Below are 19237 nucleotides of genomic sequence, written 5' to 3'. Positions count from 1 at the left end.
TCATCACACCCTGGGGAGCCCCCTGCGTGTGTCGCGTCGTGGGCAGAATGGCCGTATGACCGTTACCGGCACCGACATTCCGGGCCCCACCGGACTCCCCGTCGTGGGCTCGATGCTCGACCTCCAGCGGGACTCGCTCAACGCCTTCCTGCACGCCCGCGCCGCGCACGGCGACGTCGTACGCTTCCGGGCCGGGCCACCGGGCCTGCGCACCGTCGTGCACGGCGTGTTCTCCGCGGCGGGCGCACAGCAGGTGCTCGCCACGGACGCGGCCAACTTCCGCAAGGACAACCCGTTCTACGCCGAGATCCGCGAGTCCTTCGGCAACGGTCTGCTCACCGCCCAGGACGCCGACTACCGGCGTCAACGCCGCCTCGTACAGCCCCTGTTCACCCGCCGCCGTGTCGACGGCTACGGTGGCGCGGTCGCCGCCGAGGCCGAACTGGCCGTGGCACGCTGGCGCGCGCTCGCGGCGGACGGCGGGAGCGGGGGGAGCGGCGGGGGCGCGGTGACCGACCTGGTGGCGGACATGAACCGGCTCGCCCTGCGCACCGTCACCCGCATCCTCTTCGGCACGGACCTGGAGGAGGCGGTCGACGTCACCGACCGCTGCTTCCCCACCATCAGCGACTACGTACTGCACCGCGCGTACACGCCCCTGAAGCCGCCACGCGACTGGCCCACCCCCGCCAACCGCCGCGCGGGGGAGGCGATCCGGCAGGTGTACGCGGTGTGCGACCGCGTCATCGCGGGACGACTGGCGGCGGGCCGCACCGGCACCGGGGGCGGCGCGGGCGCGGGTCGTACGGGCGGCGCGGACACGGGTGAGGGCACGGATACGGGTGGGGGCGCGGGAGGTACGGACGACCTGCTCGACCTGCTCGCGCGCGCCCGCAGCGACGAGGACCGCCCGCTCGACGCCGACGAACTCCGCGACCAGGTACTGATCTTCCTCGTCGCGGGCCACGAAACGACCGCCACCTCCCTCGCGTTCACCCTGCACCTGCTCGCCCACCACCCGGAGCACCAGCGCGCCGCGCGCGCGGAGATCGACCGCGTCCTGGGCGAACGCCTGCCCACCGCCGCCGACATGACGCGGCTGCCGTACCTGACCCGCTGTCTCCAGGAGGCCATGCGGCTGTACCCGGCGGCACCGGTCATCGGCCGCCGGGCGGTCGAGGCGTGCGAGGTCGACGGGTACGTCCTGCCCGCCGGCGCCAACGTGGTCGTCTCCCCGTGGGTCACCCACCGCCACCCCGACCTGTGGGACGACCCGGAGCGCTTCGACCCCGACCGCTTCACCCCGGAACGGGAGGCGGCCCGCCACCGCTACGCCTGGTTCCCCTTCGGCGGCGGCCCCCGCGCCTGCATCGGCCAGCACTTCTCCATGCTGGAGTCGGTGCTCGCCCTGTCGGTGCTCCTCCGCGCGTACGAACTCCACCCGGCGGGCGACACCCCGTACGTACCGGTCTCGGCGGGCATCACCCTCCAACCCAAGGGCCCGGCCCCCGTCCGCCTCTCCCCGACCCGCGCCTGAGCCCGGGGCGAAAGGAACGTCTGCTGAGCGGCGGATCAGCCCGGCCGCACCCGCTCCAAACGCGCTCGCGCAGTGGCAGGAAGCCGGTGCGGCCTGCTCCCCGCGCACGCGGGGATGGACCCGATCGACCGGCGTGGGCTCGCCGCATGGACGCCTGCTCCCCGCGCACGCGGGGCTTCACGGTTTGCAGTGCGCGGTTGGTGCGGTAGCCGGACCAACTGAGCCTCTACAGCAGCCTCGTGGCGTCCGGCTGCGGGCTCGGCTGGAAATTCGTTGGGCGGAAGAGAGCGACCGCTGCTACGTTTCCAGCGACCGTGCGACAGATGCAGGAGGTGGTACCCGTGAACGCAGTATCGACATGGGTGCTCCCCTCCGGGGTCACGGTCGGGCGATAGGCAGGTCGCCCGGGAGCGCCGTTCAGCGCACTCCCGAAAGGCACGACCATGCAGTTCACTTCTGAGCAACGCCTCGATGACGGCGTCCTCGAACGCGAATTCACCCTCGACGGCATTCCCGGCATTCTGTGGACGCCGACACCGGCATCCGTACCGGCTCCGTTGATCCTTCTCGGCCACCCTCCCCTCGGGTTGCGTCGGATGTACCCCCGCCTGGTGGGGCGGGCTCTGCACGCGGCGGCGGACGGCTTCGCCACCGCCACGATCGAACTTCCCGGCTGTGGCGACCGACCCCGTTGGCCTGCTGTCGAGCAGGCCCGCGCCGACCTGCGTCGTGTGATGGAGGCTGGCGAACCGGTCAGTGGCGAGATTGTCGACGCCCTTGTCCTCCCGTTGGTGGAAAGGGCCGTTCCTGAGTGGCGGGGCGCCATCGACGCCCTTCTCTCGCTTCCCGGGATCGGTGGCCCGGTGGGCTACTCGGGGGAATCATCTCCGTCGGCATCCGCCTGGCATTGGCCGAACCACGGGTCTCGGCCGCCGTCTTGTTCGCAGGGAGCCTCGTACCCGCAGTGCTGTACGAGGAAGCCCGCCGAGTCACCATTCCGCTGCACGTCCTGTTGCAGTGGGACGACGAAGGGAACGACCGCCAGGCGTCGTTGGACCTGTTCGACGCTTTTGGTTCACCGGAGAAGACGCTCCACGCCAACATGGGTGGGCATACCGGTGTTCCGGAGTTCGAGGGGGCCGCGGCAGCGCAGTTCTTCAACCGGCACCTGAAGTAGGCCGCTGACAGCGGGTCGGCGGCCGACGACGGCTGATCTCGGCTGACTTACGACTCAGAGTTGGCCCGATCAGCCATCGCGCGGCCACCGTGGGCCCCTGCCGGACTCTCGGCAGGGGCCCGACGCTGCTGCGTTTCCGGGCCTGGTGCGGACGTGAACGACTACGCTCGGGCGCGTGACTGAGTAGGTACGGGGTGCGGTCGCATCGACGGTGAACTCGCCGCGTAGCCCCATCAGTTGGCGTGACGCTTACCGAGGGTCGAAATGTCCGAATCTCCAATAGTTGCTCAAACGGGCTTCTCCGCCGGATAAACGCCCAGGTCAGCAAGACTGCTCCCCGCGCACGCGGGGATGGACCCAACGGCTGGCCCTCGGCGGCCGGAGCCACCGACTGCTCCCCGCGCACGCGGGGATGGACCCTACCGAGGCGTGATCGCAGCGGCCGACGCGGGCTGCTCCCCGCGCACGCGGGGATGGACCCGGGGCCGAGCGGATGCAGGAGTGGCGGCGGCTCTGCTCCCCGCGCACGCGGGGATGGACCCGTGGGGCGCGCGATGGCCGGTAGCTGCCCACTCTGCTCCCCGCGCACGCGGGGATGGACCCGCACTGACATGAAGCCCCCTTGCTGGCCCGTACTGCTCCCCGCGCACGCGGGGATGGACCCTGGCCGAACGGTTCGGCGTGACGCCCAAGACACTGCTCCCCGCGCACGCGGGGATGGACCCTCGACGCCGACCTGATGGTGCTGCTCTCCAGTCTGCTCCCCGCGCACGCGGGGATGGACCTCCGATCACCTACTCCACGGTGTGCCCGTACCCCTGCTCCCCGCGCACGCGGGGATGGACCCTCGCCATGCGGGCCGAGGGCGGACGCGCCGCGCTGCTCCCCGCGCACGCGGGGATGGACCACGAGGCGATCGTCCAGGCGTGCGCGTCGACCTCTGCTCCCCGCGCACGCGGGGATGGACCCGCGATCTCGTTCTGCTCCCCGCGCACGCGGGGATGGACCCCAAGAGCTCGGTCCCGATCTCCCAGCCCTGCTCTGCTCCCCGCGCACGCGGGGATGGACCCCGATGGCAGCGCGAGGTGCGAGAGACGGGCATCTGCTCCCCCGCACGCGGGTGTGCGGCGACGTTCCGCGCGGGTGGGGTCGTTGAGCCGGAACGGCCGGGCCCCCGCTACGCGGGGTCCGGGGGCCTCGGGGTGGCGGGGAGGGGGCCGCAGGTGAGGTTGCCCGGGTCGGCCGGGTCGTCGCTGATCCAGAACTGGGTCCACAGCGTGGCGAACTCGGGCCGCGACAGGTGGCCGTCGCCGTCCTGGTCGAGGTGGGTGAAGACGTCGCCCGTCGCCGTGCTCCGGCCGTGCCAGGTGTCGACGAGCCGCTGGTGCTCGGCGCGGGAGATGCGGTGGTCGGCGTTCTCGTCGACCGCGTCGAAGAGGGCGTCGGCGGTGGCGGTGACCGCGTCGCGCATGTCGGGCAGGCGGTCGACCATGGCGAGGATCTCGTCCAGGTCGACGTTGCCGTCGCCGTTCGTGTCGGCGGCGGCGGAGAGGTCTCGCCACCAGCCCAGGACGACGGTGTCCACGCGCGCGGCCAGTTCGGGTTCCGCCGCCACGCGGGGCAGTTCGCGCCAGCGGGCCGCGAGGGCGTCGAAGTCGGCCTCGTCCAGGCGGCCGTCGCCGTCCGTGTCGAACGTCTGGAACATCGCCTGGATCTTGTTCCGCTGGAACTCACTGGCCATCACGGTTCTCCTCGCTCAAGGACTGAGGAGAGGCTTTCCGTGTTCCGCGCGCGCGGAACGGCGCCCGGGTTCGCGCGGCCCCGCGCCCGCGATGTCGCGAGCCGTTCCCGCGCGCCCCCGCGCCGTACGCGCCCCCGTGCCCGCCTCACCCGCCGCTCCCGCGCCACGCTCCCCGCTCAGGCCCGGCTGCGGCCCCGGCCCCGGTCCCGTCCCAGCACGCGGTACGTGAGGTGCGTGGCGTACGGCGTGGCCCGTACGTCCGTCTGCTCCAGCGCGACGGGCGGCTCCGTGCCCGTACGGCCGAACAACGGCGTCCCGCCGCCCAGTACCACCGGTGCCAGGTGGAGGCGTACCTCGTCCACCAGTCCGGCGTCGAGGCAGCGGCGGGCCACGTCCGCGCCGCCCATGATCACCACGGATCTGTCGCCCGCCGCCGCGCGTGCCCTGCGGAGGGCGTTCTCGGTGCCCTCCGTGCAGATCGTGAAAAGGGACGCGAGTCGTACGGTCGGCGGCTGCGAGGACGTCAGGACGAACACCGGGGGCGCCGCCGACTGGTCCCGCTCGCCGCCGTACCCCATGTCGTCGTTCCAGCCGTCCGGGCCGTCCACGACGTCGAAGGTGCGGCGTCCCATGACCACCGCGCCCGTGGCCTCCGTCGTGGCGTCGAGTACGGCCTGGTCGCCCTCCGTACGGCGGCCGAGTGCCCAGTCGTGCAGGCGCTCGCCGCCGTCGCCGAGCCCGTTGCGCACACCGGGGCGCGGCCCCGTGACGTAGCCGTCCAGGGACATCGAGATGTCCACGATGACGTTGCCCATGACCTGCTCCTCCACGACGCTCCACTGTCCCGTCCCACACGGTCCGTACGCCCCCCGGCGCACCGTTTTCGGCCTCCGCGCGCGCGGACGCGTCGACTCCGCGGAGGGAGGGCTTCACAGGTGCGGACGGTCGGTGGAACGGAAAGTCATCGCCCGTCGGGCCCCGTCAGCCACAGGGGGTTCGTCATGGCGGACATCGCCCCCGGCAGCCCGGAGGTGTCGCCGTCCGCGACCGGGTGACGTACCTCCGCGCGTACGTACGCCGCCAGGGACACCGTCGTACGCCAGGTGACCGCCCCCGCCCCCGACGGCAGCTGCTCCGCGTGGAGTTCGCCCTGGTCGGTGAGGAGTCGCACCGCCGCGCGCGCGGGGGCGCCCGTGACGTCGAGGCGTACGGTCACCTCCGCGTCCGGTGCCGTCGCGCGGAGCCGCTCACCGATGCCCGCGTGCTCGCCGCGCGGTCCGGTGGCGGTCAGCGCCAGGGAGACGCGGGAGGACTCCGCGAGGTAGCTGCGCCCCTTCCGTACGCCCTCCAGCACGGCCCGCCGGGACAGCTCCGCCGCGTGCACCACGGTGTGCGGGAGGCCGACGTCCTGGCCCTCGCGGTGCGCGTCGCTGCTGCCCGTGGCGGGCAGCCAGTCGTCGCCGGAGACGAGGGCGTTGTCCCAGGCGCCGAGGGCGAGTTCGTCGTCGGGTGTCCAGGGGCCGTTCCAGACCTCGACGGCGTCGGCGTGTTCGTAGCCGAACTTCCACTGGCAGCCGACGAAGGGGCAGTTCGGGTGGGCGGGCACCACGAGCCCGTCGGCGTTGTGCACGCGGCGGGCGAAGCGCGCGTACGCGTCGTCGCGCGCGCGGTAGCGCCAGTCGACGAACGTGCCGGGGTCGGTGCCCAGCGCCAGGTAGTGGCCGTTGCGGGTGGTGATCTCCTCGCCGCACAGGACGAGGAGTTCGCGGCCTGTGCCGTCGCCGCGTCCCCACAGCCCGTCCCAGGCGCTGTGCGCGGACGTGGTGTTGTGCTCCGTGCTGACGATGAAGTCCAACCCGGCGTCCCGCGCGGCGGCGGCGACCTCCGCGGGCGTGCGTTGCCCGTCGGAGTACACGGTGTGCAGGTGGCAGTCCCCGCGGTACCAGCCGGGGCCGCGCCCGTGCACGCGTTCCGGCGGGTACACCGGCGGCGCCGTCGCCTCCTCCGGGCCGAAGCGGAGGGTGATCGTCACCTCGTAGTCCATGCCCTGGGGCGCGACGGTGTACGGGCCGAGGACGACGTGCCAGGTGCCGCGCCGTACGGGACCCGGCAGGTAGCCCGGCGTGGCCGCGGCGGCGCTGAGGGCGAACTCCGTACGGAAGCCGCCGGACCAGCCGCGGAAGCCGGGGCCGCCGAGGCGGGTGCCGCGTTCGTCGAACACGCCGATGTCCAGGGCGTTGCCGGGGGTGCCGGCGGGGACGTCGGGTTTGTCGTACGTGTAGGAGACGGCGAACTCCCGCACTCCCCGGGGGACTTCCACCGGCAGGTACACGTAGTCCGGCGCCCCTGTGGGCAGATGGCCGCGCACGGTGCGGGTACTGCCCGTACGGTCCCCGCCCCCGGGGTCGCCGCCCGCGGCGCCGTCCTCCGGCGGGCTCGCGAAGGCCACGGTGTCGAGCGTGAGCACGCCCGCCGCTCCCGTGGCGGCGGACAGCTTCAGTGCGGTGCGCCGGTTCATGCCGTGGGCCTCCTGGGGTCGGACCGGGGTCGGACCGGGGTCGGACCGGGGTCAGACGGGTACGCGGGTACGGGTACGCGGTACGCGCGGTGCGGATGGTTGATGGTTGTACTCCCGCATGGCGCGCGGGGGAACGGCACGCGGCGCGCGAGTTGCGGCGACGACCCCGCTCGACCGCCGGAACGGTGCCGCGCGCGTCAGCCCGGACCGGTCCGTCCCACGGACGGGTGACTCGGGTCCGTGACGGGGATGATCCGGGCGGCCCGCGACGTTCTCCGTACGGGAGGGGCGTTCACCGCTGGCTCCTTCCGCCACGTTCGACGGGGTGTTCCGAGACGAGGGAGACGGGCGACAGACATGCCACTCAAGGGTGAGTACGAGCCGAGCACGCAGCAGTTGGTCCGGGACCAGGTGGAGTTGTACGAGAGCTCCGGCGGCACGGCCGGGACGACGCTGGAGAGCCTGGTCGGGCCGGACGACGCGGCGCGTCGGGACCTGCCGGTGGTCGTGCTGACGACGGTGGGCGCGAAGAGCGGCAAGATCCGCAAGTCCCCGCTGATGCGCGTCGAGCACGACGGGGCGTACGCGGTGGTCGCCTCGCTCGGCGGCGCGCCCAAGCACCCCGTCTGGTATTTCAACGTGCTGGCCGACCCCCGCGTCGAGTTGCAGGACGGGCCGCTGCGCCAGGACATGGTGGCGCGCGAGGTGACCGGCGCGGAGAAGGCCGCGTGGTGGGAGCGTGCCGTCGCGGCCTTCCCGGACTACGACGCGTACCAGCGGAAGACGGAGCGCGAGATCCCCGTCTTCGTCCTCGAACCGGCCGCCGAGCCGCACTGACGTGGCCACCACCCCGGCCCCGACCCCGGCAGCCGTACGGTCCGTCCCGCACGTCCGGGGCGGGGCGTACGGCGCGGGCCGCCGCTGTGACGAACGCCCGCCGTGCGCGCCCCGGTTCGCCGGGCCCGCCGGGGCTACGCTCGACTGATGACCACGAATGCGCAGGCAGGAAGGCCGGAAGCGGCGGATTCCGGCCCCGGGCCCACCTCGAACGCCATGCGTCGCGCGCTGCGCCGGGCCCGCGACGGTGTCGCGCTCGACGTCGCCGAGGCCGCCGTGCTGCTCCAGGCGCGCGGCGACGACCTCGCGGCGCTGACGGCGGCGGCGCGGCGGGTACGGGACGCGGGGCTGGAGGAGGCCGGGCGACCGGGCGTCGTCACGTACTCCCGAGGGGTGTTCGTGCCGCTGACCCGGCTGTGCCGGGACAAGTGCCACTACTGCACGTTCGTCACCGTGCCCGGCAAGCTGCGCCGCGCCGGGCACGGGATGTTCATGTCGCCGGACGAGGTGCTGGACATCGCCCGTCGCGGCGCCGAACTCGGCTGCAAGGAGGCCCTGTTCACCCTCGGGGACAAGCCGGAGGACCGGTGGCCCGAGGCGCGGGAGTGGCTGGAGGCCGAGGGGTACGACGACACCCTGGCGTACGTCCGCGCCATGGCCATCCGGGTGCTGGAGGAGACCGGGCTGCTGCCCCACCTCAACCCGGGCGTGCTCAGCTGGACGGACTTCCAGCGGCTCAAGCCGGTGGCGCCGTCCATGGGCATGATGCTGGAGACCACCGCCGAGCGGCTGTGGAGCGAGCCCGGCGGCCCGCACCACGGTTCGCCGGACAAGGAACCGGCCGTACGGCTGCGGGTGCTGGAGGACGCGGGCCGGTCCAACGTGCCGTTCACCAGCGGCCTGCTGATCGGCATCGGGGAGACGTACGAGGAGCGCGCCGACTCGCTGTTCGCGCTGCGCCGGGTGCAGCGGGCGTACCACGGCGTCCAGGAAGTCATCATGCAGAACTTCCGCGCGAAGCCCGACACGGCGATGCGCGGCATCCCGGACGCCGAACTCACCGAACTGGTCGCGGCGATCGCCGTCGCCCGGCTCGTCCTCGGCCCGTCCGCGCGCATCCAGGCGCCGCCGAACCTGGTCGACGGCGAGTTCGCGATGATCCTCGACGCGGGCATCGACGACTGGGGCGGCATCTCCCCGCTGACCATCGACCACGTCAACCCGGAACGCCCCTGGCCGCAGCTCGACCGGCTCACCGAGCGGACCCGCGAGTCCGGCTTCACGCTGCGCGAACGGCTCAGCGTCTACCCGGAGTTCGTCCGCCGCGGCGAGCCCTGGCTCGACCCGCGGCTGCTCCCGCACGTCACCGCGCTCGCGGAGCCGGACACCGGACTCGCCCGCGAGGACGCGCCCGTGGTGGGGCGGCCCTGGCAGGAGCCCGACGAGGGCCTCGGCGCGGACGGCGGCAGCGGCAGCGGCCGTACGGACCTGCACCGCACCATCGACACCGAGGGCCGCACCGCGGACCGCCGCGCCGACTTCGACGAGGTGTACGGCGACTGGGCCGACCTGCGCGAGCGCGCCGCCCCCGGCATGGCCCCCGAGCGGGTCGACGCCGACGTGCGCGCCGCGCTCGCCACCGCCGCCGACGACCCGACGCGCCTCACCGACGCGGAGGCGCTGGCCCTGCTGCACGCGGACGGCCCCGCGCTGGACGCGCTGTGCCGCACCGCCGACGACGTGCGGCGGGACACCGTGGGCGACGAGGTGACGTACATCGTCACGCGGAACATCAACTTCACCAACGTCTGCTACACGGGCTGCCGTTTCTGCGCGTTCGCCCAGCGCCGTACGGACGCCGACGCGTACACCCTCTCCCTCGACCAGGTCGCCGCCCGCGCCGCGCAGGCGTGGGACGTCGGCGCCGTCGAGGTGTGCATGCAGGGCGGCATCCACCCGGACCTGCCGGGCACGGCGTACTTCGACATCGCCCGCGCCGTGCGCGAGCGCGTCCCCGGCATCCACGTGCACGCCTTCTCCCCGATGGAGGTCGTCAACGGCGCGACGCGCACCGGCATGTCGGTACGGGACTGGCTGAGCGCCGCGAAGGAGGCCGGGCTCGGCTCCATCCCGGGCACGGCGGCGGAGATCCTGGACGACGAGGTGCGCTGGATCCTCACCAAGGGCAAGCTGCCCGCGGCCACCTGGGTCGAGGTGGTCAGCACGGCGCACGAGCTGGGGCTGCCGTCCTCGTCCACGATGATGTACGGGCACGTGGACCAGCCGCGGCACTGGCTGGGGCATCTGCGGCTGCTGGCCCGCATCCAGCAGGAGACGGGCGGCTTCACGGAGTTCGTGACGCTGCCGTTCATCCACACCAACGCCCCGGTGTATCTGGCGGGCATCGCCCGGCCCGGCCCGACGGCGCGCGACAACCGCGCGGTCACGGCGATGGCGCGGCTCCTGCTGCACCCGCACATCACCAACATCCAGACCAGCTGGGTGAAGCTGGGCGCGGAGGGCGCGGCCGAGATGCTGCGTTCCGGCGCCAACGACCTGGGCGGCACGTTGATGGAGGAGACGATCTCCCGGATGGCGGGCTCGTCGTACGGCTCGTACCGCTCCGTACGGGACCTGGTCGCCATCGCGGACGCGGCCGGGCGCCCGTCGCGCCCGCGCACGACGACGTACGGCACGGTGCCGGAGGAGCGGCAGCGGGCGGCGCTCGCCTCGGACGGCCATCTCCCGGAGCTGCTGCCGGTGGTGGACGACTGAGGGCGCGGTCCGCCGCCGTACGCGGCAGTCCGACGGTCGCCCCCACCGGCCGGCCGAAGGGGCCGACATCCCGAACCGCCCCCGGCGCGGCGCCCCGTGGCACCTGCCGGGGCGCTGGCCGGATGCCGACCGCGGGCCCGCCGAAGCCCGTGATCACGGGGCGTCCGTCGATTAGAGTGCCCGTCGGCAGTCGCACCGCTCGCGGACTGCGACACAGGGCGAGCAGGGGAGGGGCGCAGTGGCCGCTTCGGACGGTGACGCGATCTGGGGCCGCGCGGAGCAGCAGGACTTCCGCAGCAGGGTGCGCGGCTGTCTGCTGGGCGGGGCGATCGGGGACGCGCTGGGGGCGGGCGTCGAGTTCGACTCGTTGCAGGCGATCCGGGAGCGGCACGGCGCCGCCGGTGTCACCGACTACGTGCCCGCGTACGGCCGTCGGGGCGCCGTCACCGACGACACCCAGATGACCCTCTTCACCGTGGACGGGCTGATACGCGCCCACGTGCGCCGCGACACGGGCGCCTGGCACCCGCCGACGGACGTGCACTCCGCGTACCGGCGCTGGGCCGCCACCCAGCGCGACTGGGGGCCGGACGAGCGGAAGAAGGAGGACGGCTGGCTCGCCCGCGAGGAGTGGCTGTACGCGCGCCGCGCTCCCGGGAACGCCTGTCTGACGGGCCTCGCGGACAGCCGTATGGGCACCGTCGACAAGCCCAAGAACCCCGAGTCCAAAGGGTGCGGCACCGTGATGCGGTCCGCACCCTTCGGTCTGCTCGTCGGCTGGGAGCCCAAGCTCGTCTTCCAACTGGCCGTCGAGTGCGCCGCCCAGACGCACGGCCACCCGACGGGCTATCTCGCGGCGGGCGCGTACGCGGCCATCGTGCACGCCCTCGCGCGCGGCGACTCGTTGGACAACGCCGTGCAGCGCGCGCTCGCCCAACTCGCCGCCCGGCCGGGGCACGAGGAGACCACGGACGCGTTGAAGCGGGCGCTGGGTTCCGTACGGCAGGGCATGCCCACGGCGGAACGGGTCGAGGCGCTGGGGGAGGGCTGGACTGCGGAGGAGGCCCTGTCGATCGCCGTGTACTGCGCGCTGGTCGCCGAGGACGTGCAGCACGGGCTGCTGCTGGCGGTGAACCACGGTGGCGACAGCGACTCCACGGGCTCCGTCTGCGGGAACCTGCTGGGCACCATCCACGGGGAGACGGCGCTCCCGCCGGGCTGGGTCGCGGAGTTGGAGGGGCGGGCGACGATCCTCGAACTGGCCGACGACTTCGCGATGGAGATGACGCAGGGCCCGGCGCTCCACTCCCCGGCGGCGTCCTCACCGGCGTGGCTGGCGCGCTACCCGCGGGCGTAGGCGGGCATCCGGCGCGGGGCACGTACGGGCGGGGCATGTCCGCCCGTACGGGCGGGGCCGTGCGGCCCTCTCGGCCGAGACGGCGGTCGGTCGAGAGGGCCCCGGACGGCGCGTGCCGCGGCCGTGGAACGGCCCGCACGCGTACGCGGCACGGACGCCGCTAGCGGCCCCCGTCCTCCCCGCTCACCGACGCCACGAACCCGCACCACGCCTCCGGCGCGAAGCTGAGCGAGGGGCCGTCGGTGGCCTTCGAGTCGCGTACGGCGACGGCCTCCGTGGTGGGTGACTTGACCTCGACGCAGGCGCCGTTGCCGCCCGAGTGGCTCGACTTGATCCAGGTGCTCGACGTGCCCAGCTGAATTGCCATGTCTGCTCCGGTTCCTCGAGTTTGCTCTGCTCGACTGCTCGACGGTACGCGCCGAATCCGGGCATGTGAGGGGTCGTTCACCCGACCGAGTGGCATATTCCAAACAGCTCTTCCCAGGGCATGTGACGAGGAGTAACCTCCCCGTCTCAGCCCCGGGTGTACTCCTTGGCGACGCGTTCGATGAACTCCCGCGTCTGGTCCGCGTTCAGCGCCTGGGCGCGCAGATGCTCGTACATCACGCTGTAGCTCTGCACGTCGTTCGACTTCTCCAGGTACAGGTCGCTGGTGACCCCCTCCAGGTAGATCACCGTGGAGTCGGCGGTGTCGGGGAACTCCAGGATCGCGTACTGCCCGTTCACGCCGGGGTGCGCCCCCATCGCGAACGGCATCACCTGGATCGTCACGTGCGGCTGGCGCGACACCTCCAGCAGGTGCTCCAACTGCCCCACCATGGTCTGCGGCCCGCCGACCGCGCGGCGCAGCGCCGACTCGTCCAGCACGGCCCACAGCCGCAGCGGATACCGCGACTCCGCGATCCGCTCCTGGCGCCGCATACGCACCTGCACACGCTTCTCGACGTCCTCCACGGACGCCTCGGGGAGCGCCCCGGCGATGACCGCCTCGGCGTACGCGGGCGTCTGCAACAGGCCCGGCACCACCTGCGGTTCGTACACGCGCAGTGACGCGGCGTCCGTCTCCAGCCCGATGTAGACGCTGTACGGGATGTCGCCGAAGGCGTGCCACCAGCCCTGCTGCCGCGACTCCTTGGCCATCTGCATCAGGGAGTCGACTATCCGGTGGTCGTCGACCTCGTAGACCCCGCAGAGGTCGCGTACGTCGCGCTGGCTGATGCTGCGGCGGCCGTTCTCCAGGCGGCTGATCTTCGACTGCGAGACCAGCAGCCGGTCGGCCACCTCCTCCGCCGTCATGTTGCGCTGCTCGCGGAGCCTGCGCAGCTCCTGGCCCAGGCGACGCCGACGCACGGTGGGGTTGACGTTGGACGCCACAGAACAGCACCTCCGCGTTAAGTACGACTACTTATGAGCAGGGTGCCACCACAATGCGTGGCCGCGCTGGGAATTGGCAACAGAGGGTGCCGGAACGAGCACGCGCGGGGTGCCGATCCGGCCGTACCGCCATGGCCGGATCGCCACCCCGCGCGTACGCGGTTCCGTCGTGTGCCCGGACCGCCTCGTGGCGGGTTCCGGGCGCGGGCCCGGGGCGTTCCGCGGGTCCGTCAACCGGCGCCGGGCGGCGGCGCGTCACCGCGCCCGGCGGGTGCCCGTACGGTCCGGGCGTCAGGCGTCAGGCGTCAGCGGGCTCCCGCCCGCGCCATGTGGCCCACCTGCGCCGGGCGCCGAGACTGCTCGGTCACCTGGTGCGGTTGTGGGTGCGGGACCGGTCCGGCCGACGGCGACGCCGTCGCCCGCACCGCGGGTGCCGACCCGCGGCCACCGGAACCACCGCCGCCGCCCGGTGCGCGCCGCGGCTGCGCCGCCACACCGTTCTGCACGTCCATCACGGCGTGCGCGACGAGGCCGCCCATCGGGTCGTGCCTGATCAGATCCCGGAGGCGCGAGCGGCACGAACGCCCCTCGTTTCCGGGGTAGAGGTGCTTGCCGAGTCCGACCGCGTGGGCCAGGGCGGCGAGCGCGGCGGTCCGCGGGTCCGGTGGTACGCCGGTGCGGATCGCGTTGTCCAGCCGCGTCCTGATCTCCCGGCTCACGGCTGACTCCGTGGCCTGGTACCGGGTCGTCGGCAGTACCCCGCACATCTGGCCCGACACGGCATGGACCATGCCGCAGCGCTCCAGGTGCGAGAGGTACGTCTGGCGCAGCCCCAGCCGGGGCCCGCCTATCCAGTGGACCGCCCGTACCGGACTGCCGCGCCTGCGCAGCAACTCCAGTGCGGAGTCCAGAGTCGGATCTCCTGTCGGCCGCGGCATCACCACGGCGATACGATCCCCGTCTGGGGCTATCCGTCCTGCCAGAGCCAGCTCGACTAGCTGTGCCCCGGCCAGGCCGAGGTCGAGCGACTGCGGCTGCGCAGTGGTACCCGTGGTCGGGTCCAGTGCCAGCAGCAGAAGCTCCTCCGGGATTGTTCTGCGGCTCCTGCCCATCCATGCCTCCCCGCGTGGATGAATGACAGGGTGACCCCTCTCACAATGGTCTGTCGAGAGTGCCTGGTCGGAATGTACGGGAACCAGTAGGTATGTCGTTCTCGTCTGCTGGGTGGGACGGCCCCGCGTGGCGGAGATCGCGGTCGGTCGGGCCCCGTACGCAGGACACTGTTAACTGGTACGGCGAGCGGCGAACATCTGGAGGCATTGGTGGCGGGCGAGTCCCCCGACAGGTCTGATCGGGAGAAGTCGTCGGGGAAGACGACGGAGCACACTCCGCCGGTTCCCTCGACCCGGAGCACGAAGCGGCAGACCGGGGCGCCCGACACCGCGCCGGCGACCGGCGCGGCACCGGAGGAGGAACCGGGCGGGGAGCCGGACGCGAAGCCGGGCGACCGGTCGCGGGCGGCGGCGCGTACGGAATCCCGTACGGAGCCGGAAGCGGAGGCCGCGGCGACGCCCGAGGCTGCGGCTGAGCCCGCCTCCGAGGCGGGCGCCGCACCGGAGCGGGACGCGGACGACGCGGAAGCGGAAGCCGGAGCGGAACCGTCGGGAGGGTCGGGGGCGGGGTCCGGAGCGACCACCGTGTTCGGCATACGCGACGTGCCCGCCGACGCGGGCGCGGACGACGGCGGCGACGCCGAGCGGCCCCCCGGCAAGGACGCGACGACGGACCTGGGCGTGCGCGACACGGCGGACGCCGACCGGAACGGCGACGGCGGCGGCGACCGTACGGACGACGCGGACGACGCGGACGGTGAGCGGGGCGGAACCGGCGGGGGCGACGCGCGGTTGCGCGACGCGGTGGCCGCCTGGGTGTCCTCGGACGAGCCGGAGGCCGACGCAGGGAAGGGCGAGAACGGCGAGAACAAGGACGCGGGCAAGGGCGCGGGGGACGCGTCCGCGGAGAAGGCCGGCAAGCCCGAGTCGCCGCGTACGGAGGCCGGTTCGGCCGCCGCAGAGCCCGTACGTCCGCCCGCCGCGGACCCCCGCGGGGTCGCCGGTACGGACCGCCCCACCGCCATGTTCGGGGTGCTGCGCCCCGAGGACACCGCGGAGAGCGCGCGGGAGCGGGCGGAGCGGATGACCGCCGCCTTCTTCGGCACGTCCCGCGACGACGCCGACGACCCGGCCGGGAACGCGGCCGGGGACGCGGACGCGTCCGACACCGCCGACGCCCGGATCGACCAGCCCACGACCGCGTTCCGCCTGCCCCCGGGCAGCGGCACCACGTCGACGCCCACGGGCCGTGAGTCGGACGCCGAGCGCACCAGTCAGTTCGTCCCGCTCAAGCCCGACCTCCCCGACCGGTCCTCCGCCGGGGCGAAGGCCACCGACGCGCCCGCGAAGCCCGCCGGGGACCCCCGTGCCGCCACGGGAGCCGCCCTGCCCCCGTCGGCGCCCCCCGCGACCCCGCCGGCGCCCTCGGCCCCGCCCGAGGGCGCCGACACCGGCGCCCAGGCCGCCGGGACCACCGGGGCCGCCCCCGCCGATCCGTCCGAGACGACCCAGCAGCCCGCGGTGGACCCGCCGCCGCTCGACCTCCTGGCGCAGCTCACCAACAAGCCGCCGCCGCCCGAGACACCGATGCGGACCGCCGTACGCCGGGTCAAGATCTGGACGCCGCTGGCCGCCCTGCTCGCGATCGTCTTCGTGATCGCTCAGTCCGTACGCCCCCTGCCCGACGTGTCGCTGTCGCTGACGGCACCTGCCTCGTACGCCTTCGAGGGCGCGAAGCCCGCGATGCCGTGGCCGGACGAGGGCCAGGCGTTCGTCGAGGTCTCCGGGCTCGGCGTGCTCGGCTCGAAGGGCGGGCGGAAGTCCGTCTCGATCGGCAGCGTGGCGAAGACGATGACGGCGTACGTGGTGCTGAAGAAGCACCCGTTGAAGAAGAACTCGCCCGGCCCGTCGATCAAGGTCGACAAGAAGGCCGAGGAGGACGGGAAGCTCGGTGAGGGCAACGGCGGCGAGTCCGTGCTGGACACCGTCAAGGAGGGCGACGAGCTGAGCGAACGGGACGCCCTGTCCGCGCTGATGATCCCTTCCGCGAACAACATCGCGCGCCTGCTGGCGCGTTGGCACAGCGACGGTTCCGAGACGGCGTTCGTCAAGGAGATGAACAAGGCCGCCGAGGAGCTGGGCATGTCCGACACCACGTACACGGACCCCAGCGGGCTCAAGGAGTCCACCAGGAGCACCGCCGAGGACCAGGTGAAACTGGCCAAGAAGGTGATGGAGATCCCCGCGCTCGTGGAGATCACCAAGCTGCCCGAGTGGACGGACCCGTCCGGCAAGAAGTGGCGGAACTACAACACCCTCGTCCCGTTCGACGGCGCGATCGGCATCAAGACCGGCAGCACCACCGTCGCCGGGGGCAACCTGCTCTTCGCGGGCCACAAGAAGATCGGCGACACCACGCAGCTGATCGTCGGCGCCGTCCTGGGGCAGCACAAGCCGCCGATAATCGACACCGCCAACGCCGTCAGCAAGGACCTGCTGGTCGCCGCCGGGGACGCGCTCGCCGCCCGCAAGGTGGTCGAGAAGGGTGACGTCGTCGGGCACGTGGACGACCAACTCGGCGGGAAGACACCGGTCGTCGCCACCGAGGACGTCACCGCGATCGGCTGGCCCGGTCTGAAGGTGGAGTTGGGACTGGAGGAGGACGAGGACGGGGCACCCCACACCGCCGACGCGGGTGAGAAGGTGGGCGTGCTGACGGCCGGGGACGGACCCGGGCAGGTGAAGGTGCCGGTGGCCCTCCAGGAGGGCCTGGCGGAGCCCGGATTCGGGGCGAAGCTCACCCGGTTCCTGTGAACCGCTGAACCGTGTGGACCTGTGCACCGTCTCCATCCGTGAGCGGTGGTCGGGCCGGGGTCGGTAACCTGGCCCGACTTCAGGTGCCTCGGGGGGAGAAGAGGGCGCAGTGACGACCATGAGGCCGCCACGTATCCGGGCCGTGGACGCGGACGACGAGGGTGAAGACGGCATACGTACTTCCGGTACGCCGTCCCCGCCCCGGGTTCCGGGCGTCCTCCGCCGCACGTTCCTGACCGGACGCTGGGCGCCGGTCAACGCCTCGATGCTGTTCGCCGCCGTGCTGCACCTGCTGTGGCTGTGGCTGATCGCGAGCGGCGGCGGCGACCTGGCGGCGCAGGACGCGTGGGCGGAGTTCGTCGGGCGGCACCCGGACTCGGCGTACAACCTCGCCTGGTACGGGGGCATGCACCCCGTCTCGTACAGCGTGATCTCGCCGTACCTGATGGCGGTGTTCGGCGTACGCCCCATGCTGATCCTGTCCGGCGTGCTGTCCGCGGGCCTGCTGGCGCTGATACTCGTCCGCGCGCGCGCCGTGCGGCGGCCGATGGCGCCCGCGCTGTGCGGTGCCGTCGCGTTCGCGTGCAACGCGGCGTCGGGGCGCGTCACCTTCGCGATGGGTACGTGCTTCGCGCTCGCCGCCGTCGCCGTCGTGTGGGCCTGCCCGGACCGCTGGCGGCACCTGCGGAAGACCCGGGGCGCGGCGGCCGCGCTGATGTCGGCGCTGGCCACGGCGGGCAGCCCGGTCTCCGGCCTGTTCCTGATGGTGGTCGGGGCGGCGCTCGCGCTGAGCCACCGGCGGCCCGCCGCGGCGGCGATCGGGGTGCCGCCGCCGCTGGTCGTGGGCATGAGCGCGCTGCTGTTCCCGTTCACCGGGCAGATGCCGATGCCGTGGTGGTCGGCGGCGTTCCCGCTGGTCTCGTCGCTGTCCGTACGGTTCCTCGCGCCGCCGAACTGGCGCGTCGTCCGCCGGGGCGCCGAGGTCTACACCGCGGGCATCCTCGCGACCTGGGTCTTCCCGTCCCAGGTCGGCGCGAACGTGGAGCGGCTGGGGCTGATGTTCGGGGTGGTCGCGCTGGTCGCGCTGCTGCCGATGGTCACGCACCGCTCGCGGCGCTGGGTCGCGCTGGTGATGGCGCTGGTGGTGGTCGGCGGCTGGCAGCTGTTCAAGCCCACGTGGGACGTCGTGAACACCACCCCGGCCGCCGCGTGGGCGCACGATCTCGCCCCGCTCGTGCACCAGTTGAAGCAGGTCGACGCGGACCGGGGGCGCGTCGAGGTGGTGCCGGTGTCGAGCCACCGGGAGGCGTCGGCCTTCACCCCGCACGTCAACCTCGCCCGCGGCTGGAACCGGCAGGCGGACACCGAGCGGAACCCGATCTTCTACGAGAGCGACGACCTCGACTCGGACCGCTACCACGAGTGGCTCCGCCGCTGGGCGGTCCGCTACGTGGTCCTCTCCTCCGACGAGCCCGACATCGCCGCCGAGGGCGAGGCCCGACTCGTACGGTCGGAGCCCTCGTACCTCCGCAAGGTCTGGTCGGACGAGAACTGGGAGCTGTACCGCGTCACCGACCCGCTGCCGCTCGCGGCGCCCCCCGCCAGCGACTCCCGTTCCGAGTCGGGCGGTGTCACGGTCGAGGTGAGGACGCCGGGCCAGGTGCTCGTACGGGTGCCCTGGTCGCCGTGGCTCGGCCTCGTCAACGAGAACGGTCGACGCGTCAAGCCACCGGAGCACCTGTCCGGGAACCGCAACGGCTGTCTGCGCCCCGCCGAGCCCATGTCGAGCGAGCCGACGACGGTGGTGCCCGACCCCGCCGACGCGGAGGGCGGGGAGGAGGGCGAGGAGCCCGTCAAGGACGAGTGGACGGTGCTGGACGCCCCCCGCGCGGGCACGTACCGGCTGGCGGCGCCGTACCGGCTGCCGCGCGGCACGCCCTGCCCGGACGGCACGGAGGACTGAGGACCGACGCGCGCGGGGGCGCCCTCCGCACG

Annotated in this window: 12 protein-coding genes, 1 pseudogene and 1 CRISPR repeat array; of the genes and pseudogenes, 7 read left to right on the top strand and 6 right to left on the bottom strand. The window is 73.2% G+C overall.

What is annotated here, in order from left to right; all coding sequences use genetic code 11:
- Nucleotides 1–55 precede the first annotated feature (55 nt).
- On the top strand, nucleotides 56–1537 hold the full coding sequence (locus D7M15_RS11365) for a cytochrome P450 (RefSeq protein WP_121517404.1): 1482 nt from the start codon (nucleotides 56–58) through the stop codon (nucleotides 1535–1537).
- Between the two features lie 443 nt (nucleotides 1538–1980).
- A pseudogene (locus D7M15_RS11360) lies at nucleotides 1981–2714 on the top strand (alpha/beta hydrolase).
- A 330-nt stretch (nucleotides 2715–3044) separates the two neighbouring features.
- Nucleotides 3045–3683: a CRISPR direct-repeat array (repeat unit 28 nt; unit sequence CTGCTCCCCGCGCACGCGGGGATGGACC).
- Nucleotides 3684–3891: 208 nt separating this feature from the next.
- On the opposite strand, the gene D7M15_RS11355 reads toward D7M15_RS11360, so the two are convergent.
- The 3 genes from D7M15_RS11355 to D7M15_RS11345 all read right to left on the bottom strand — a co-directional run bounded on the left by D7M15_RS11355 (nucleotide 3892) and on the right by D7M15_RS11345 (nucleotide 6973).
- Nucleotides 3892–4455 carry an EF-hand domain-containing protein gene (locus D7M15_RS11355; protein WP_121517403.1) on the bottom strand — a complete coding sequence of 188 codons (564 nt, stop codon included), beginning with the start codon at nucleotides 4453–4455 and terminating at the stop codon, nucleotides 3892–3894.
- A gap of 176 nt (nucleotides 4456–4631) precedes the next feature.
- On the bottom strand, nucleotides 4632–5270 hold the full coding sequence (locus D7M15_RS11350; RefSeq protein ID WP_121520607.1) for a dihydrofolate reductase family protein: 639 nt from the start codon (nucleotides 5268–5270) through the stop codon (nucleotides 4632–4634).
- 146 nt (nucleotides 5271–5416) lie between these two features.
- Nucleotides 5417–6973: a CehA/McbA family metallohydrolase gene (locus D7M15_RS11345; RefSeq protein WP_121517402.1), complete on the bottom strand. Its 1557-nt coding sequence runs from the start codon at nucleotides 6971–6973 to the stop codon at nucleotides 5417–5419.
- Between the two features lie 357 nt (nucleotides 6974–7330).
- On the opposite strand from D7M15_RS11345, the gene D7M15_RS11340 reads away from it, so the two are divergent.
- From D7M15_RS11340 to D7M15_RS11330, 3 genes are all read left to right on the top strand, one after another.
- The gene (locus D7M15_RS11340) at nucleotides 7331–7810 is read left to right on the top strand and encodes a nitroreductase family deazaflavin-dependent oxidoreductase (RefSeq protein WP_121517401.1); all 480 of its coding nucleotides are present in this window, start codon (nucleotides 7331–7333) and stop codon (nucleotides 7808–7810) included.
- Nucleotides 7811–7957: 147 nt separating this feature from the next.
- Nucleotides 7958–10585, top strand: coding sequence for a bifunctional FO biosynthesis protein CofGH (locus D7M15_RS11335; protein ID WP_121517400.1), 2628 nt, complete (start codon nucleotides 7958–7960; stop codon nucleotides 10583–10585).
- Between the two features lie 238 nt (nucleotides 10586–10823).
- On the top strand, nucleotides 10824–11942 hold the full coding sequence (locus D7M15_RS11330) for an ADP-ribosylglycohydrolase family protein (protein WP_121517399.1): 1119 nt from the start codon (nucleotides 10824–10826) through the stop codon (nucleotides 11940–11942).
- 160 nt (nucleotides 11943–12102) lie between these two features.
- Here the strand turns inward: D7M15_RS11330 and D7M15_RS11325 are convergent, their stop codons facing one another.
- The 3 genes from D7M15_RS11325 to D7M15_RS11315 all read right to left on the bottom strand — a co-directional run bounded on the left by D7M15_RS11325 (nucleotide 12103) and on the right by D7M15_RS11315 (nucleotide 14428).
- Nucleotides 12103–12309: a DUF397 domain-containing protein gene (locus tag D7M15_RS11325; protein WP_121517398.1), complete on the bottom strand. Its 207-nt coding sequence runs from the start codon at nucleotides 12307–12309 to the stop codon at nucleotides 12103–12105.
- A gap of 146 nt (nucleotides 12310–12455) precedes the next feature.
- On the bottom strand, nucleotides 12456–13316 hold the full coding sequence (locus D7M15_RS11320) for a helix-turn-helix transcriptional regulator (protein ID WP_121517397.1): 861 nt from the start codon (nucleotides 13314–13316) through the stop codon (nucleotides 12456–12458).
- A gap of 305 nt (nucleotides 13317–13621) precedes the next feature.
- Nucleotides 13622–14428 carry a GPP34 family phosphoprotein gene (locus D7M15_RS11315; RefSeq protein WP_121517396.1) on the bottom strand — a complete coding sequence of 269 codons (807 nt, stop codon included), beginning with the start codon at nucleotides 14426–14428 and terminating at the stop codon, nucleotides 13622–13624.
- Nucleotides 14429–14638: 210 nt separating this feature from the next.
- Here D7M15_RS11315 and D7M15_RS11310 point away from each other — a divergent pair, with 210 nt between their 5' ends.
- On the top strand, nucleotides 14639–17242 hold the full coding sequence (locus D7M15_RS11310; RefSeq protein ID WP_121517395.1) for a D-alanyl-D-alanine carboxypeptidase: 2604 nt from the start codon (nucleotides 14639–14641) through the stop codon (nucleotides 17240–17242).
- A 118-nt stretch (nucleotides 17243–17360) separates the two neighbouring features.
- Complete coding sequence (locus D7M15_RS11305; protein ID WP_240649621.1) at nucleotides 17361–19205, top strand: MFS transporter; 1845 nt, start codon at nucleotides 17361–17363, stop codon at nucleotides 19203–19205.
- Nucleotides 19206–19237 lie beyond the last annotated feature (32 nt).

It is taken from the genome of Streptomyces sp. Z26, assembly GCF_003665095.1.
In the GTDB taxonomy this organism is placed as follows: domain Bacteria; phylum Actinomycetota; class Actinomycetes; order Streptomycetales; family Streptomycetaceae; genus Streptomyces; species Streptomyces phytohabitans.
This window is presented reverse-complemented; position numbering and strand designations above follow the sequence as displayed.

Bases quoted from the DNA above. Each gene is read 5' to 3' on its own strand.
- D7M15_RS11315 (WP_121517396.1), bottom strand. From the start codon at position 14,428: ATGGGCAGGAGCCGCAGAACAATCCCGGAGGAGCTTCTGCTGCTGGCA.
- D7M15_RS11345 (WP_121517402.1), bottom strand. From the start codon at position 6,973: ATGAACCGGCGCACCGCACTGAAGCTGTCCGCCGCCACGGGAGCGGCG.
- D7M15_RS11365 (WP_121517404.1), top strand. From the start codon at position 56: ATGACCGTTACCGGCACCGACATTCCGGGCCCCACCGGACTCCCCGTC.
- D7M15_RS11325 (WP_121517398.1), bottom strand. From the start codon at position 12,309: ATGGCAATTCAGCTGGGCACGTCGAGCACCTGGATCAAGTCGAGCCAC.
- D7M15_RS11350 (WP_121520607.1), bottom strand. From the start codon at position 5,270: ATGGGCAACGTCATCGTGGACATCTCGATGTCCCTGGACGGCTACGTC.
- D7M15_RS11340 (WP_121517401.1), top strand. From the start codon at position 7,331: ATGCCACTCAAGGGTGAGTACGAGCCGAGCACGCAGCAGTTGGTCCGG.
- D7M15_RS11305 (WP_240649621.1), top strand. From the start codon at position 17,361: ATGAGGCCGCCACGTATCCGGGCCGTGGACGCGGACGACGAGGGTGAA.
- D7M15_RS11355 (WP_121517403.1), bottom strand. From the start codon at position 4,455: ATGGCCAGTGAGTTCCAGCGGAACAAGATCCAGGCGATGTTCCAGACG.
- D7M15_RS11335 (WP_121517400.1), top strand. From the start codon at position 7,958: ATGACCACGAATGCGCAGGCAGGAAGGCCGGAAGCGGCGGATTCCGGC.